General features: G+C 40.1%; 12 protein-coding genes. 5 read left to right on the forward strand and 7 right to left on the reverse strand.

Features of this window, described 5'->3' with window-relative positions:
- Positions 1-267: 267 nt before the first annotated feature.
- The 3 genes from acs to cspE all read left to right on the forward strand — a co-directional run bounded on the left by acs (position 268) and on the right by cspE (position 3,871).
- A complete protein-coding gene (acs, locus tag JQC92_RS17915) occupies positions 268-2,163 on the forward strand; it encodes an acetate--CoA ligase (RefSeq protein WP_205000923.1) in 1,896 nt (631 codons plus the stop codon).
- Between the two features lie 390 nt (positions 2,164-2,553).
- Positions 2,554-3,360 carry a 23S rRNA (guanine(745)-N(1))-methyltransferase gene (gene rlmA, locus JQC92_RS17920; RefSeq protein WP_205000924.1) on the forward strand — a complete coding sequence of 269 codons (807 nt, stop codon included), beginning with the start codon at positions 2,554-2,556 and terminating at the stop codon, positions 3,358-3,360.
- A gap of 301 nt (positions 3,361-3,661) precedes the next feature.
- Positions 3,662-3,871: a transcription antiterminator/RNA stability regulator CspE gene (cspE, locus tag JQC92_RS17925; protein WP_129944898.1), complete on the forward strand. Its 210-nt coding sequence runs from the start codon at positions 3,662-3,664 to the stop codon at positions 3,869-3,871.
- A 150-nt stretch (positions 3,872-4,021) separates the two neighbouring features.
- Here the strand turns inward: cspE and JQC92_RS17930 are convergent, their stop codons facing one another.
- The 5 genes from JQC92_RS17930 to JQC92_RS17950 all read right to left on the reverse strand — a co-directional run bounded on the left by JQC92_RS17930 (position 4,022) and on the right by JQC92_RS17950 (position 9,460).
- Positions 4,022-5,089: a ketoacyl-ACP synthase III gene (locus JQC92_RS17930; protein WP_205000925.1), complete on the reverse strand. Its 1,068-nt coding sequence runs from the start codon at positions 5,087-5,089 to the stop codon at positions 4,022-4,024.
- A 39-nt stretch (positions 5,090-5,128) separates the two neighbouring features.
- The gene (locus JQC92_RS17935; protein ID WP_129944896.1) at positions 5,129-5,800 is read right to left on the reverse strand and encodes a GntR family transcriptional regulator; all 672 of its coding nucleotides are present in this window, start codon (positions 5,798-5,800) and stop codon (positions 5,129-5,131) included.
- A gap of 107 nt (positions 5,801-5,907) precedes the next feature.
- Complete coding sequence (locus tag JQC92_RS17940) at positions 5,908-7,473, reverse strand: aldehyde dehydrogenase (NADP(+)) (RefSeq protein WP_205000926.1); 1,566 nt, start codon at positions 7,471-7,473, stop codon at positions 5,908-5,910.
- A 17-nt stretch (positions 7,474-7,490) separates the two neighbouring features.
- Positions 7,491-8,489, reverse strand: a complete 999-nt coding sequence (locus JQC92_RS17945) for a 4-hydroxyproline epimerase (protein ID WP_205000927.1) — start codon at positions 8,487-8,489, stop codon at positions 7,491-7,493.
- A gap of 59 nt (positions 8,490-8,548) precedes the next feature.
- Positions 8,549-9,460 carry a dihydrodipicolinate synthase family protein gene (locus tag JQC92_RS17950; protein WP_205000928.1) on the reverse strand — a complete coding sequence of 304 codons (912 nt, stop codon included), beginning with the start codon at positions 9,458-9,460 and terminating at the stop codon, positions 8,549-8,551.
- A 204-nt stretch (positions 9,461-9,664) separates the two neighbouring features.
- Here JQC92_RS17950 and JQC92_RS17955 point away from each other — a divergent pair, with 204 nt between their 5' ends.
- Positions 9,665-10,705, forward strand: a complete 1,041-nt coding sequence (locus tag JQC92_RS17955; RefSeq protein ID WP_205000929.1) for a proline racemase family protein — start codon at positions 9,665-9,667, stop codon at positions 10,703-10,705.
- Positions 10,706-10,729: 24 nt separating this feature from the next.
- Positions 10,730-11,995 carry an NAD(P)/FAD-dependent oxidoreductase gene (locus tag JQC92_RS17960; protein ID WP_205000930.1) on the forward strand — a complete coding sequence of 422 codons (1,266 nt, stop codon included), beginning with the start codon at positions 10,730-10,732 and terminating at the stop codon, positions 11,993-11,995.
- Here JQC92_RS17960 and ggt read toward each other — a convergent pair.
- Positions 11,992-13,728, reverse strand: a complete 1,737-nt coding sequence (gene ggt, locus JQC92_RS17965; protein ID WP_205000931.1) for a gamma-glutamyltransferase — start codon at positions 13,726-13,728, stop codon at positions 11,992-11,994. The two genes, JQC92_RS17960 and ggt, sit on opposite strands and share 4 nt — an antisense overlap.
- Positions 13,729-14,121: 393 nt before the next feature.
- Positions 14,122-14,352, reverse strand: coding sequence for a hypothetical protein (locus JQC92_RS17970; protein ID WP_205000932.1), 231 nt, complete (start codon positions 14,350-14,352; stop codon positions 14,122-14,124).
- Between the last annotated feature and the right edge of the window lie 208 nt (positions 14,353-14,560).

Raw genomic sequence — 14,560 nt, forward strand, 5'->3', positions numbered from 1 at the left:
TTTTAGCACCAAAAACGACCAGAAACCGTAGGTTCACTATATCATTTCTGGTCGAAATTGAATGTATCAAAGAGCTATATTGTATTATCGATCATAATGTTAGATTTTTTTCATAGCCGACTACTTAGACTTATGTCTAATGGCGTAGACTTTTAAACATCTTTATTTTCTTCATTAAAAGCGTTCGTCCCAAATCGATTTCATAGGTTAGAAAATTAATTTGGGACGAATCCTAGGAAGCTAGATTACATATCTATGGAGAAGGAAATGACCCAGTTTGAGCAAAGCGACATCTTTTATCCGAGTTCAGAAGTAACTGAGCAAGCCAACGTACCTGAGTACGACAAACTCTATCAATATTCAATTGAAAATCGTGAGACATTCTGGGCTGAGCAAGCGGAAAGCTTATCTTGGTTTAAAAAGTGGGACTCAGTATTAGATGAATCTAATGCGCCAATGTATAAGTGGTTTGATGGTGGTGAGATCAATATTGTACATAACGCTGTAGATCGCCATCTTGATAATGCAAACCGTAATAAAATGGCGATCATCTGGGAAGGTGAAAACGGCGAAAAACGTAACTTCTCTTACAATGGTTTAAACCGTGAAGTCTGCCAATTTGCAAACGTTTTAAAAAGTATGGGTGTTGAAAAGGGCGATGTGGTTACTATCTATATGCCACAAATTCCTGAGTTGGTATTTGCCATGTTAGCTTGTGCCAAAATAGGTGCCGTTCACTCAGTTGTCTATGGTGGCTTTAGTACTGATGCACTAGCATCTCGAATTGATGATGCTCACAGCCGAGTATTGATTACCGCAGACGGTGGCTCACGTCGTGGTAAGAAAATTAATCTAAAAGCGATTGCTAATGATGCAATGAAACGTTCACCAAGCATCGAAGTATGTATTTGTGTTAAAAACAATGAGCTTGATGTAGAAATGGAACCTTCACGTGATTTTTGGTTACATGATTTAAAAGCATTGCCTATTGCTGGCTCTAAATGTGAGACCGAGCAGACGAATGCGGAAGACCCATTATTTATTCTGTATACATCAGGTACAACAGGCTCGCCAAAAGGTATGGTTCATACTCATGGCGGTTATGCGGTTTATACTTCAACAACCCATAGAATGGCATTTGATATAAAGCCGCAAGATCGCTGGTGGTGTGCAGCTGATCCTGGTTGGATCACTGGTCACAGTTATATTGTTTATGGGCCATTGATTAATGGCGCAACGATCATGCTTTACGACGGTGCACCTAATTATCCATATCCCAATCGCTGGTGGCAAATCATTGAGAATTATGGCATCAACATTCTTTACACTTCACCAACCGCAATTCGTGGCTTAATGCGTTTCGGTGAGCGTTGGCCGAAGAAGCACGATTTATCGAGCTTACGTTTGCTCGGCAGTGTGGGGGAGCCGATTAATCCGAAAGCATGGAAATGGTATCACCATGTTATTGGTAATGATAAATGTCCAATCATTGATACATGGTGGCAAACAGAAACAGGCGGCTTTATGATTTGTCCGCTACCCATTACACCTTTAAAACCTGGCTCGGCAACAAAACCATTTTTTGGTAATGAGATCTCGATTGTAAATGACGAGGGTGCTGAAGTTGGTGCTAACCAAGAAGGTAAACTCATTATTAAGAACCCTTGGCCAGGTATGGCTAGAACGGTATTTAAAGATGAACAACGTTATAAAGATTTATATTGGTCACAAGTTGACGGTGAATGGCGTTACTTAGCGGGTGATAGCGCCAAAAAAGATGAAGATGGCGACATTTGGGTTATTGGCCGTATTGATGAAGTGCTTAAAGTCAGTGGCTATCGACTAGGAACAGCTGAAATCGAGCATGCATTAGTCAGCCATCCAGTTGTGACCGAAGCCGCAGCAGTAGGTTTACCGCATGAATTGAAAGGTAATGCCATCCACACTTATGTTGTACTAAAAGATGGTGTTGTTGCCGATAAAAATCTTGTGCAAGAGCTAAAAGAACATGTCGGTGCTGAAATGGGTAAAATTGCTACGCCAGAGGATGTACAATTTGTAGAGGGATTACCAAAAACTCGCTCAGGAAAAATTATGCGTCGTGTTTTAAAAGCCAGAGCTTTAGGGCAGGATGAAGGTGATTTAAGTACTTTGGAAGAATAAGCTCTATACCCATGATACCTGAAGATGCTCGATTTCAGCGAGACTGAATGCACAGCTTGTTAATCAAGGCGACAGTGTGCGGCAATAGTGAGCTATTGTTAGCACTGGCAACGAAGAGTAACAAGCTGTGCAACTCGCACTGCGTGGACTTTTCAGCGCCAATTCTTCTTTGTTACATTAGCTCGAAAGAATCCCGATATTCCTTCGCTAATGCGCCTCAAAGAATTGGCGCTGAGAAAGTCCTGAAACATGCATCTTCAGGTATCATGGGTATATATTAAGCTCCCAACATTACTCCTGTGATATTTACTCATTGTATCGCAGGCGTAATTCCCACTAATCCCTATCTTTTGATACAATCCAGGGTTCATTTTTCTATCTGGTTTGTTTATGTCTTATATTTGTCCTCTTTGTTCTAATTTACTTCAATTAGAGGGGCGCACTTGGCGTTGTGAAAACAATCATTGCTTTGATAAGGCCAAAGAAGGCTATGTGAATTTATTGCCAGTCCAGAAGAAAAGCTCGAAAGACCCTGGTGATAACAAATTAATGATGCAAGCAAGAAGGGAGTTTCTTGAAGCTGGTCATTATCAACATTTGAGTGATCGCGTAAATGAACTGCTTATTCAATACTTGAAATCAAAGTCCTCAACGTTACTCGACTTAGGTTGTGGGGAAGGTTACTACACGGGTCGATTATCTCAAGCATGCCCAGACATGCGTATTAATGGCTTGGATATTTCTAAAACGGCGATTCGATTAGCGTCTAAAAGAAATAAATCAATGGAATTTTGTGTTGCGAGCGCTTTTGATTTGCCGTTTGCATCCTCAAATTTTGATGCAGTGCTTAGAATTTATGCTCCATCAGCTCCTGAAGAGTTGAGCCGAGTAGTAAATGAAAATGGTCTGCTTTTAACGGTATCACCTGGACCAAGACATCACTGGTTTTTAAAAACATTGATTTATCAAAGTCCAGAAGAGCATGATGAATCAGATAGTATCATTAAGGGCTTTGAACGTATTCATACGGAAAGGCTGGAAACGACAATGTCCCTGTCTGGATCTAGAGATATTGAAAACTTTTTAAATATGACGCCTTACGCTTGGAAATTAACCAAAACCCAAAAAAACAAACTGTCTGATTCTGGGTTAGAGTGTGAGCTCGACTTTAAGATCCAAATTTTTAAGAAAATATAAGTATCGAGTCGAAAGATTAAAACACGGTGGTCAGCAAATGTTCAGTTTTCATGCCCAGATAAACATCAGAATTTCACTGTGATATTCTCTTGGTTACTGATTTTATGAATTATTTATGGTAATTACTTACGTAAGTTGACTTATAGCTAAAATGCTTTATAGTCTACTCAGCTTGAAAGTTGGGCTTCTATTTATGTATTCACTTCGACAAAGTTCGTCCTGTAAACATAATAAGTAATACCGGCATTTTCAGCTCCACCGCCGTTAAGGCTTTAAAATTTAAATTTACAGGATATACAACATGTCTAAGCAAACTGGTACCGTTAAATGGTTCAACTCTGATAAAGGTTTCGGATTTATTGAGCAAGAATCAGGTCCAGATGTATTTGTACACTTCCGTGCTATCCAGTCTGAAGGTTTCAAAACTTTAGATGAAGGCCAAAAAGTGTCTTTCACTGTTACTCAAGGTCAAAAAGGCCCACAAGCTGAAGAAGTTCAAGTAATTGGTTAATCGCCAGTTACCTTCTAGCTAAAAGAATATAAAAAAAGCTGCTCTTTGAGCGGCTTTTTGTTTTTGAAGTTCTGTAGTTAAAAAAGTCTTTTAAATGGTAAAAGCATCTTTAATACTTTTACCATTCAATAGGTTCTATTTTCGTACAACTTACTTGCTACAAAAGTAGTCTGCAGCTCTTTTAACTAACTCAATGCCTGTTTTATCTGTTGGTGGCAATTCAGCATCTGACTCATTAATTGGCGTCACTCGGTTACCCCATTTCATCAGTAAAGCTGCTGAAGTTAACCCAGCACCAAATGCGCAAGATAAAATGTTTTGTCCAGGTTGAATTAACCCTTTTTCTAGAGCGTCACAGTAAGCAATTGGAATTGTTGCTGCTGAAGTATTACCGTAATTTTCGATATTAACAAAAGCTTTTTCTTTTGGAATTCGCATCTTAGCAACTAAAGTGTCGATGATACGCTCATTAGCTTGATGAGGAATGACAAGGCTGACATCGTCTTTTTCCATTTCGCACTTTTCCAGTACTTTCGCACTTAAGTTTTTCATTCCATTAATGGCACGTTTGAAGATCTCTTGACCATCAAATTGCAAATAAAAATCTAAAGATGCGGCATCAAAACGATCCATTGCCGTACCAAAGCCAGTCTTTAAAATTTCTCTCGCATCCGGATCATTATTAAGCTCATAGCCTAAAATCCCTTCAGCTTTATCTGTGGCTTCAACAACCATAGCACCAGCACCATCACCGAAAAGCACTGCTGTATCACGACGTGACCAGTCTAGATAGAAGGTCAAACGCTCTGCACCGATCACTAAGACACGTTTACATTGGCCACTTTGTATTTGAGCGTTAGCTAAACCTAAACCATAAAGGAAGCCGCTGCATGCAGCATTTATATCGAAAGCGGCACAAGTTGCACCAATGTTAGCTTGGACTGTCGCTGCGATATTGGGAATAAGCGTATCCGGACTTGCAGTTGCAAGTATAATCATATCCACATCAGAGCCTTCTATGCCTGCAGCGGCTAAGGCTTTTTTAGCGGCAACTGATGCAAGCTCAGAAGTATTTACATGGCTTACATGTCTTTGTTTGATTCCTGTTCGACTGTATATCCACTCGTCAGATGTTTCAATGAACGTTGCTAAATCATGGTTTGATAATGTCGCAGGTGGTACGCATTTACCCCAGCCTGTGATCACTGCATTTTGCATAATATTTTCTCTACTTTATAACTCTTAATCAAAGAGATATTACTTAACTTGCTGCGCAACCAATTGTTTGATCGTTTCGGCAGCATTCAAAATATGATGTTTTAATAATTCGGCAGCTTTTTCCGTATTACCTATTTTGCAATAATTAAGCAGTTCTCTATGTTCGTGTTCTGCTTTCGGTATACCACCGCCAAGAAGAAGTTGTAAACGAATATAACGGTCACAATTTGTATTTAAGCCTTGTACAACTTCAAGAGTATGTGGTCTATTAGCGGCTTGATAGAGACAAGTATGAAATTGAGTGTTCAACTCACTCCAACTTGCAACAGCATTTTCTTTTTTGAAAGCAGATTCTAGAAGTTCGAGTACTTGCTCAGCTTCAAGAAAATCTTCGGTTGATAAGTTTGGAATTGCTTTGATGAGTAGATCAGTTTCTATCATTGATCTTAACTCAAAAAGTTCCGCCACTTGCTCTACTGACAGTTTTGTTGCCGTTGCACCTTTGTGTGCTTCAAACTTAACTAAACCTTCTGCCTCGAGTTGAAGTAAAGCTTCTCTAACAGGGATACGGCTTACATTGAGTGATTCAGCTAATGCGCTTTGCCTTAATGGTTCACCAGCAGCGATTTCGCCTGAAAGGATTTTTTCTCTTAAGACTTCTACTACAACTTGCGTTCGAGTTTTATGGACGATAGGTGTTGTTTGACTCATGATTACCGTCTGAAAATAAATTATTTGAATTATTGTGACTCAAGATACCGCTAACGGCGGCATAAATAAAGGGAAATACGATATTTCCCTTTATTTATGTGAAGGATTTATTTCACGATAAGATGTTGATATGAATCTTTTACATCAGCAGGTATAACGTTAAGTGGAGTATTCTGAAAACAGATCGGTCGCTGAAATCTATCCATTGCTCTAACACCTACAGAAGTTGTTTTTACGTCTGTACTCGCAGGATACGGCCCCCCGTGATTCATTGAGTAGCAAACTTCAACACCTGTCGGCATTTGGTTGAAGATGATTCTACCGACTTTGTAACTAATCGACTCAATAAGTTCCGGATTTGAGATGATCTCAGACTCTGTGCCGTGAATACTGGCAGTGAGCTGGCCTTCAAGAATATCTGCAATGTCTAGCGCTTGTTCGTCTGTTTGATACTCTACAATCACAACACAAGGACCAAAGACTTCTTGTCTGAGGCTCTCACTCTGAACAAAGCTCTTAGAATCAACAGAAAAAGCCAATGGCTGTGTGTGGTGGGGCTGTGCAGGACTTTGTCCTTTTCCTATTAACATGACTGAGTCGTTATCAATAAATGCTTGAGTTTGGCGCTGATAGGCCTTGGCGATACCAAAAGTCAGCATTGAGCTAGAAGCTTGTTGTTTCAACTCTTCTGCTAAAGTCGCTTTATATCTTTCTAGGCTAGGGCCAGACTTTGCAATCACTACTCCAGGGCTGGTACAAAATTGTCCGTGTCCCATCATCATTGATTGCACTTGTGTGATAGAAAGCGTTTCTGCTGATGAACTGAGTAACTCTGGCAAGATAAATTGCGGATTGACGGAACCTAACTCACCAAAAAACGGAATGGGTTCAGATCTCGCTGCACAAGTATCCGCAAGTATGCGGCCAACATTGAGTGAACCAGTAAAGCCGACAGCTTTTATTTGGTAATTCCTTACTAAGGCCGTAGCGACCTCTGGTTTACTACTTTGTAATAATGAGAAAACACCAGCGGGCATATCGGTTTTTGTTATTGCCTTGTGGATCGCACGTGCAACAAGTTCACTGGTCGCTGGGTGAGCAGGGTGCCCTTTTACAATTACAGTGCAGCCAGCTGCAAGAGCTGAAGCAGTGTCACCGCCAGCGGTAGAAAAAGCGAGGGGGAAATTTGATGCTCCAAAGACTGCAACTGGGCCAATAGGAAGGTAACTCAGTCTACTTTCTGGTTTTGGAACCGGACTTCTTTCTGGTTGGGCTTTATCTACGTATCTTAAATCGATAGGGTTTCGCAAATGCGCAGCAAACAAACGTAACTGATTACAAGTCCTTCCAGTTTCACCTTGTAAACGGGCTTCAGGTAAACCAGTTTCGATATTGGCAGCAAAGATGATTTTTTCACTGAGATTCTCAATTTCGTCAGCAATTGTTTCTAAGAATAGAGCTTTCTCAGAAGCTGATTTATTTCGATAAACTTTAAATGCGTCAGTAGCAAGTTTCGTTGCATTATCGACGTCATCGAACGTTGCTTCAGCGAATTGCCAGTCTGTTTTTTCGTTTTTGACCGGATTCATACTAAAGAAGCCGTCAGCGGAACCTTGCCAAGACTGGGTTATGAAATGTAGGCCTGAAATTTCTAAATTGTTTGAACTTGTCATAATCATTCCTTGTTCTTTTATAAGACTTGAAAACCATATGCATATGGATCTTCATCGTCTACTTTAATTGCGTTTTGGCCTGTTACTCTTGCCCAGCCTTGAATGCTTGGTTTGATGGCAGGAAACGGTCCAACAGTAGTTATTGATTCAATTTTGCCTACAAATTGGCTGCCGATGATACTTTCATGGGTATAAGTGTCACCAACGGACAACACACCTTTAGCATGAAGCTGAGCCAGTCTTGCGCTGGTTCCCGTACCACATGGTGAGCGGTCTATGGCTTTATCTCCATAAAATACGGCGTTAGCACCATCTGAACCATCTGTAATTGTACTGCCTGTCCATAAAACGTGTGAAACGCCACAAACTGTCGGGTCTTCTGGATGTACGCACTCAATCGCTTGAGCCGCTTCTCTTATTATTGGACTCCAACGAAGTATGTCTGCTGCACTCCATTCTCTTAGCCCAGGGTAATGCTGTTGTGGTTCGACAATGCAATAGAAATTCCCTCCATAGGAAATATCGACCTTGAGCAAACCAAGTCCTGGAATATCTAATTCAATGTCTCGGTGAGCTAAATAGGCTGGCACATTATAAATTTTTACCCAGTCGACCTTTGATCCTGTTTGTTGATAATCAACTTGAATTTGTCCAGCGGGGACATCCATGATGAGTTTATTTGGGGTTTTAGGTGATAATAAACCAGACTCTATTGCCGCAGTAATCGTACCTATTGTGCCATGGCCACACATTGGTAAGCAGCCACTGGTTTCTATAAATAAGATCGAAGCATCGGCATTTTCAGCGCACGGTGGATAAAGAAAAGAGCCAGACATCATATCGTGACCACGAGGTTCGAACATTAACGCCGTTCGAATCCAGTCATGGTTTTTTAAAAAGTCTTGCCGTTTTTGGCTCATATTTTGGCCAACTAAATTTGGATGCCCACTAGTTACCAGTCGAACAGGGTTTCCACAAGTATGAGCGTCGATGCAAAAAAAAGTACCTTTAAGCATAGTTATCCTAAAAATACTCCCCCTCTAGAGGAAAACGCGAGGAGGAGTTAAAACTGAATTTAGAAGTACTTGGACAAATCAATACGTGTGTTTATGGCATGATTGATTACAGCCTCAACATAGGCTCTGTCTTCCCCAATAAGCTCCATCCTAGGCAGGCGAACTTTTTCATTACCTCGACCGACAATTTGTTCCGCAAACTTGATGCACTGAACGAGCGTTGGGATAGTATCTAAACGGAGAAGTGGCATAAACCAACGATAAATTTCACGTGCCTCCTCGATACGGCCCTCACGCGCAATCCTCATAAGAGCGACAGATTCTCTTGGAAAAACATTGGTTAAACCAGAAATCCAGCCTGTAGCACCAAGTAAAATACTTTCTAGAGCAATGTCATCGACACCACAAAAAAGCACAAATCTATCCCCAAAGCGACTTTGTAATTCTGTTAAGCGACGAGTGTCTGTCGTAGACTCTTTAATTGCGACAATATTTGGCTCCTCGGCAAGTATTGCGGTCATTTCTAAGTTTACATCCACGCTATAACTAACAGGATTGTTATAAATCATAATTGGAAGGCTAGGGTTTGCTCGAGCAACAGTTTGATAATGCGTGACAACTTCTCTATCTGTTCCATGATAAACCATTGCAGGTAGAAGCATTAATCCGTCAACACCCAGAGTATTAACGTCTTTAGCAAAGGTTGTAGCAAGTTCAGCGGTATACTCAGTACATCCTGAGATGACAGTAATTCGACCACTAACGGTTTCTACTGTGTGCTTGATGAATTCACGTTTTTCTTCTGCGGAAAGGGAGGCGTTCTCTCCTATCGTGCCAAGAGCAATTATTCCATCAACTCCGTCATTAATTAAATCCTCTAGCATGCGAGCATTAGATTCAAAGTTAATGCTACCGTCTTCGTTAAATTGCGTAGAAATCGCTGGGAATACACCTTGCCAATTTACATTCATCTTTCAAACCTCATTTCCGGCAAATAGGATTTGTCACTCAAGCCGGAGATTATTATTTGTATTGTTTAGTTTGGGTATATTGTATACAATCTTTGGTAAAAGAAAAGTTAAAATTTGAAATTGACCATTTTTGTGGGAAAAACATTTAATCTAATTAGTAGGTTATTAAAATAGTAAAACTATAGAAGTTGGTCGGAGTATAAGATGAGACCGTTAAAATTCAAACAAGAATATTTACAAAAATACAACAAAATTTCTACTATTGACGCTCACACAGAGGGAGAACCCTTAAGAATTGTTACCGGAGGCTATCCAGAACTTAAAGGGAAAACGATTCTAGAAAAACGTCAATTTGCCAAAGCGCATTTGGATCACTTGAGAAAGCTGATAATTTTCGAACCTCGTGGTCATGCTGATATGTATGCTGCTTTGATCACTGAACCTGTCAGTGATGATGCTGATTTTGGCGTGTTATTTCTTCATAATGAAGGTTATAGCAGTATGTGCGGCCATGCCATTCTAGCCATAGTAAAGGTTGCATGTGAGTTAGGTGCAATAGAGTTAAAACAGGCCCCAAGAGTGGTGAAAATCGATGCACCAGCGGGATTGATTATTGCTACAGCCCTAAGAGACTCTGACGGAAAGATTCAAGTTAGCTTCGAAAATGTTGCATCATGGGCCGAAACCATCGATAAAAAAGTACATATCGAAGGAGTGGGTGAGATAACCTACGACATAGGCTTTGGTGGGGCATATTATGCTTTTGTTGATGCAGATAGGTACAATATTTCTTGCCGCCCAGATAACGTTGCCCAATTAATTGAACTCGGTCAAAAAATTAAACATGCAGTCGCAAAGCATTCTCAGATACAGCACCCCTTAGAAAAAGATTTATCATTTTTGTACGGCACCATTTTCACTTCTACTCAAATCAGTGAAACTAATTACCACTCTAAGCATGTTTGTATTTTCGCTGATGGCGAAGTTGATCGTTCTCCTACTGGCACAGGTGTGTCGGCTCGAATTGCGCTTCTTCATGCTAAAAATGAAGTGGAACTCGGGCAGTCAGTAACTATTGAAAGTATTGTTGGTGGTCGTATGCATGTTGTTGCAAATAAACCTATTGATTTTTATGGTAAACCTTCAATTATTCCGACAGTATCAGGGCGTTCTTACATCACTGGTCAACACGATTTCTTAATCGATGAAGAGGACGTTTTTCAAGAAGGTTTCATCCTAAGATAAAATAATTAAAATAAGGATATTTGCATGGCTCCAGAACAAAAAAAACGACAAAGAGTCTGTGTTATTGGTGCAGGTATAATTGGTGTTACAGCGGCTTACCAATTGCAAAAACATGGCTTTGAAGTAACACTGGTCGATAAAGAAGGCGTTGCTACAGGAGCCTCATATGGAAATGCAGGGCATTTTGCCACTGAACAAGTGTTTCCCTTAGCTGATATTAAATTGTTACTTCAATTGCCGAAAATGCTGTTGGACCCATTAGGTCCGATCAGAGTTAAACCTAATTATTTTATCTCAGCACTTCCTTGGTTCTTTCGCTTTATTCTTAATATGTTCCCAAATAAAAAGCACCATAATACGCAAGCGATTAAGGCGCTCAATGCGCTTGCTATTTCTGAGTTAAAACATATAGCGTCGGATGTAGGGTGCTCGCAACTCCTCAAGTTAGATGGAAATCTGGTTGTTTTTGAAAATACACCTTTATCAATTGTAGTTAGAGAGTGGAGAGCTTATTCAGAAGCAGGGGTGGCAGTAAGATTAATTTCTGGGGAAGAAGCGAGAAAACTTGAACCAGAATTATCAGAAAAAATTGAGCATGCTTTATTTTTTACTGAAACAGGGCATACATCTGATCCAAAGGCGTTGTGTTTAGCCATTTTTGAAAAGTTTAAGATGTCAGGTGGACGATTTCTTAAAACTCACATCGTAGATGTTACTGAATCTAAAGTTCAGGTTTCAGGATTTGATAATCGAGAAGCTTCTATCGAACTTGAATTCGATAAAACACTGATTACAGCAGGCGCTTGGTCAAAACCGATTTGCCAGCAAGTTGGGCATGATACACCTCTGGATACCGAACGTGGTTATCACTTAATGTTGCAAACTCACGTAGGTTTAACGAGGCCCGTAGCTTCATACGAGCGGAAAATCATTATAACGCCAATGGTCGATGGGACTCGGCTTGCAGGTATGGTTGAATTTGGTGGATTAAATAATCCTGCTACAGTGGGAGGCGCAAATCGCTTTAAAGTACATGGACAAGCGATTATTCCAATGTTAAACGATGAAGCTCATTTTGAAGGCGCTGAAGAGTGGATGGGGTTTCGTCCTTCATTTCCTGATAGTTTGCCTGTCATTAGTGGGACAAAAAATGAAAATATTTTTGCTTCTTTTGGGCATCAACATTTAGGACTGACTTGGTCAGCTATTTCGGCAAAGCTAATAACACAAAAAATAATGGGGAAAGAGCCAGATATTGAACTTTCCCCTTACAGAATAGATCGGTTCTAATAACCAATGGCAGCACCATCAGATTTACGTAAATCTGATGCGCCAAATAATCCTTTTTCTGTTATTTCAATAGATTGAGTACTACCCATGGCACTTTTTACTTTTACTTTGTAGCCCATTTTTTTGAGCAACAGGATGGTATCGAGGTTCAAGCTTCTCTCTACTCTAAGTTCATCAGGAAACCATTGATGATGAACTCGAGGTGCATTGGTTGCCTCTGCAATATTAAGCTTAAAATCGATGACATTTAGAATAATTTGTAAGGTGGTAGTAATGATTCTTGAACCACCAGGAGTTCCTGTTACTAAAACAGGATGACCATCTTTAAAAACAATTGTTGGACTCATCGAACTTAATGGTCGTTTACCAGGCTGCACAGAGTTAGCTTCTCCACCAATAAGACCATAACCGTTAGGTACTCCAGGTTTGACAGAAAAATCGTCCATTTCATTGTTCAGAAACACCCCTGTTCCCTTAGCGACAAGACCCGAACCATAGCTAAAATTCAACGTATAGGTATTTGAAACTGCATTTCCCCACTTATCGACTACTGAAAAATGCGTTGTCTGATTGCTTTCATAGGGGGCAAACGAAGCAGGTAAAATTTCAGCTGAAGGTGTCGCTTTATTAAAAGGAATTTTTTTTGCGATGGCTTTTGCATAATTTTTATCGGTTAAATGTTTAACTGGAATATCGTAGAAGTCAGGATCACCAAGGTGTTTACTTCTATCGGCATAGGCATACTTCATTGCTTCAGCCATAAAATGAATGGTCTGCGCTGTATTATGGCCATAAACGTCAAGTGGGAAATTTTCCAGAATGTTTAAAATTTCTATAATATGGACACCACCAGACGAAGGTGGTGGCATAGATACAACTTTATAACCACGATAAGTGCCAGATACTGGTTTCCTTTCAACTGCTTTATAATTTGCAAAATCAGCTTGCGTCATTACCCCGCCAGCTTGCTGTATGGCTTTAGTAATCTTTCTTGCTGTTTCACCTTTATAAAAGCCATCAATTCCATTTTTTGCTATCAATGATAGGGTATGAGCTAATTCGGGTTGTTTAATCACTTCACCAATTTTGTAACTCGAACCATCAGGCTTAAAAAATATTTCAGCAGTGCTTGGCCATTTCATTAAACGCTTTTTCAAGCCATTAAGAGATACAGCAAGATCTGGAGTGACTTTAATTCCACCTTTGGCCAGCTTAACTGCTGGGTTTATAACTTGCTTTAAACTCATTGTGCCGTATTTATTTAAAGCTTGGTTCAATCCCATAACAGTACCAGGAACACCAACCGCTAAGCCGTGAAAACGACTTAGGTTCGAAACAGCATCACCATTTTCATTTAAGAACATGTCTTTATGAGCTTTGCTCGGAGCCATCTCTCTGTAATCTATAGCAATTGTTTTATCTTTATCGGCAAGATAAACCATCATAAAGCCACCACCACCAACATTGCCGGCACGAGGAAGAGTCACGGCTAAGGCATAGCCTACAGCGACAGCAGCATCGACAGCATTACCGCCTTGCTTAAGGATATCGACGCCAATCTGGCTCGCCAATGTTTCTTGGCTTGCGACCATTCCATGCTTTGCCCAAATAGGCTGAGCGGTTGCCATACGGCTGTGAATTGCAGAAGAGTTTGCGTATGTGGTAGCTGGTATGGTTACCAAAGTAGCAGAAGCTGCAATTAGCATTGCTTTTGCCAAATGGATGATGCGCATCGTTATTCCTTGAAATTATTAAACCGATGCAATGTGCCATACTTAGTGATAAATATAAATAGATAATTAGGTGCTGTTGATCTTTGTTTAGTCATTCAGCTGAGTGATAAATCGCCTTAATCGAGGCGGAAATAGTGCAGTTTAGTCATCTAAATAAACTATTTTCAACACCGAGTAAGGCGATTTAGACTCAGCCCGTAGGGCAGAGGTGATTTTTAACGCTATCTGCATTGTCACTGCGCTCATTTAGAAGAACTAAATAACGCTTGATCAGCTTTGCTATCGTCAAAAAATAATCATTGCTGAAAATATCAACAAAGATCAACAGCCCCTAGCGGTAAACAAAAACGGAGACCCTTGGTCTCCGTTGTAGATAACTCTAACTTCAAAGTATCAATCTAAAACCATCCAAATACTCAATAAGAAAATGATTGAACCTGATGAGCGGTAAAGCCAACGCATATTTCCTGACTTTGATAATACCTTTTTTAGGCCACTTCCGCCCGATGCGTAAATCATTAACATGGTAAATTCACTGGTCAAAATGATTGCTAAGATTAATGACATTTGTGGTGCAAGTGACTCACCTGAACTTATAAATGGCGGAATAAGTGATACTGACATTTCGCACAGAGATCTCCTAACATTCAACAATAATTACTCACAGGAAACCTAGGTAGAAAGATCACAACACATATAGCGAATAGACCACAAAATAATAGCGAATAGATCACAGACGAACGGTGACATTTTAAGCATAATTACCTACTTATTCAGTTTCTGAGTCTTTCTATGATTACAGCCGCAGAAATTAGAAGTATTCCATTAGATC

Source organism: Parashewanella hymeniacidonis, assembly GCF_016900895.1.
GTDB classification, from domain to species: domain Bacteria; phylum Pseudomonadota; class Gammaproteobacteria; order Enterobacterales; family Shewanellaceae; genus Parashewanella; species Parashewanella hymeniacidonis.

Excerpts from the sequence above, each read along its gene's own strand:
- acs (WP_205000923.1), top strand. The coding sequence starts at position 268 with ATGACCCAGTTTGAGCAAAGCGACATCTTTTATCCGAGTTCAGAAGTA.
- rlmA (WP_205000924.1), top strand. The coding sequence starts at position 2,554 with ATGTCTTATATTTGTCCTCTTTGTTCTAATTTACTTCAATTAGAGGGG.
- cspE (WP_129944898.1), top strand. The coding sequence starts at position 3,662 with ATGTCTAAGCAAACTGGTACCGTTAAATGGTTCAACTCTGATAAAGGT.
- JQC92_RS17930 (WP_205000925.1), bottom strand. The coding sequence starts at position 5,089 with ATGCAAAATGCAGTGATCACAGGCTGGGGTAAATGCGTACCACCTGCG.
- JQC92_RS17935 (WP_129944896.1), bottom strand. The coding sequence starts at position 5,800 with ATGAGTCAAACAACACCTATCGTCCATAAAACTCGAACGCAAGTTGTA.
- JQC92_RS17940 (WP_205000926.1), bottom strand. The coding sequence starts at position 7,473 with ATGACAAGTTCAAACAATTTAGAAATTTCAGGCCTACATTTCATAACC.
- JQC92_RS17945 (WP_205000927.1), bottom strand. The coding sequence starts at position 8,489 with ATGCTTAAAGGTACTTTTTTTTGCATCGACGCTCATACTTGTGGAAAC.
- JQC92_RS17950 (WP_205000928.1), bottom strand. The coding sequence starts at position 9,460 with ATGAATGTAAATTGGCAAGGTGTATTCCCAGCGATTTCTACGCAATTT.
- JQC92_RS17955 (WP_205000929.1), top strand. The coding sequence starts at position 9,665 with ATGAGACCGTTAAAATTCAAACAAGAATATTTACAAAAATACAACAAA.
- JQC92_RS17960 (WP_205000930.1), top strand. The coding sequence starts at position 10,730 with ATGGCTCCAGAACAAAAAAAACGACAAAGAGTCTGTGTTATTGGTGCA.
- ggt (WP_205000931.1), bottom strand. The coding sequence starts at position 13,728 with ATGCGCATCATCCATTTGGCAAAAGCAATGCTAATTGCAGCTTCTGCT.
- JQC92_RS17970 (WP_205000932.1), bottom strand. The coding sequence starts at position 14,352 with ATGTCAGTATCACTTATTCCGCCATTTATAAGTTCAGGTGAGTCACTT.